The organism is Comamonas avium (genome assembly GCF_014836675.1).
GTDB classification, from domain to species: domain Bacteria; phylum Pseudomonadota; class Gammaproteobacteria; order Burkholderiales; family Burkholderiaceae_C; genus Comamonas; species Comamonas avium.
This window is the reverse complement of the sequence record NZ_JACSQK010000018.1, coordinates 1-524: the sequence shown is the minus strand read 5'-3', so window position 1 is coordinate 524 and position 524 is coordinate 1. Positions and strand designations below refer to the sequence as shown.

Here is a 524-nt window from a genome sequence, read left to right as displayed (position 1 = left end):
TAGGCAAAGTTGGAGGTCGCAGCATCGAAGGTGCCATTGATCTGGCTGGCCGACAAAATCGTGTACGTCTTACCAACTCGGAAGTCAGTCGCCGCATTCGACGATGTCCCAACATGCAGCACGCTGCCGTTAAGCGTTGCGGCCCCTGCCACTTTGACCAAGCTGCTTTCGCTGCTGTCAGGGTTGGCCTGCACCAGGAAGGACGAACCCGACTCCAGCGTCAGATCACCCAGCACGCGCAGCGTGCCAAATGGGCTACCTGCATCACCGGCGGCAAGGGTCGCACCGTTTCTAATGGTCGTCAGGGTCCCTGTACCGCCCACAGTGCCGGTGCCTGCCAGCTTGGCGCCACTGGCTACCGTCAGATCGCCGCCCAGTTTGCCCGTGCTGCTCAGCAGCAAGCTACCTGCATCGACCTGCGTCGTGCCTGCAAAGTTGCTGCCATTGCCCGTCAGCGTCAATGCGCCAGCACCGGTCTTGGTCAGGCTGCCGCTGCCGCTGATGGCTTGCGCCAAGGTGGCATC

At 61.8% G+C, this 524-nt stretch carries 1 protein-coding gene; it reads right to left on the bottom strand.

What is annotated here, in order from left to right; translation table 11 throughout:
• Nucleotides 1–524, bottom strand: a 524-nt coding sequence (locus H9646_RS18300; protein WP_191724831.1) for an autotransporter-associated beta strand repeat-containing protein, incomplete at both ends; no start/stop codon positions are given.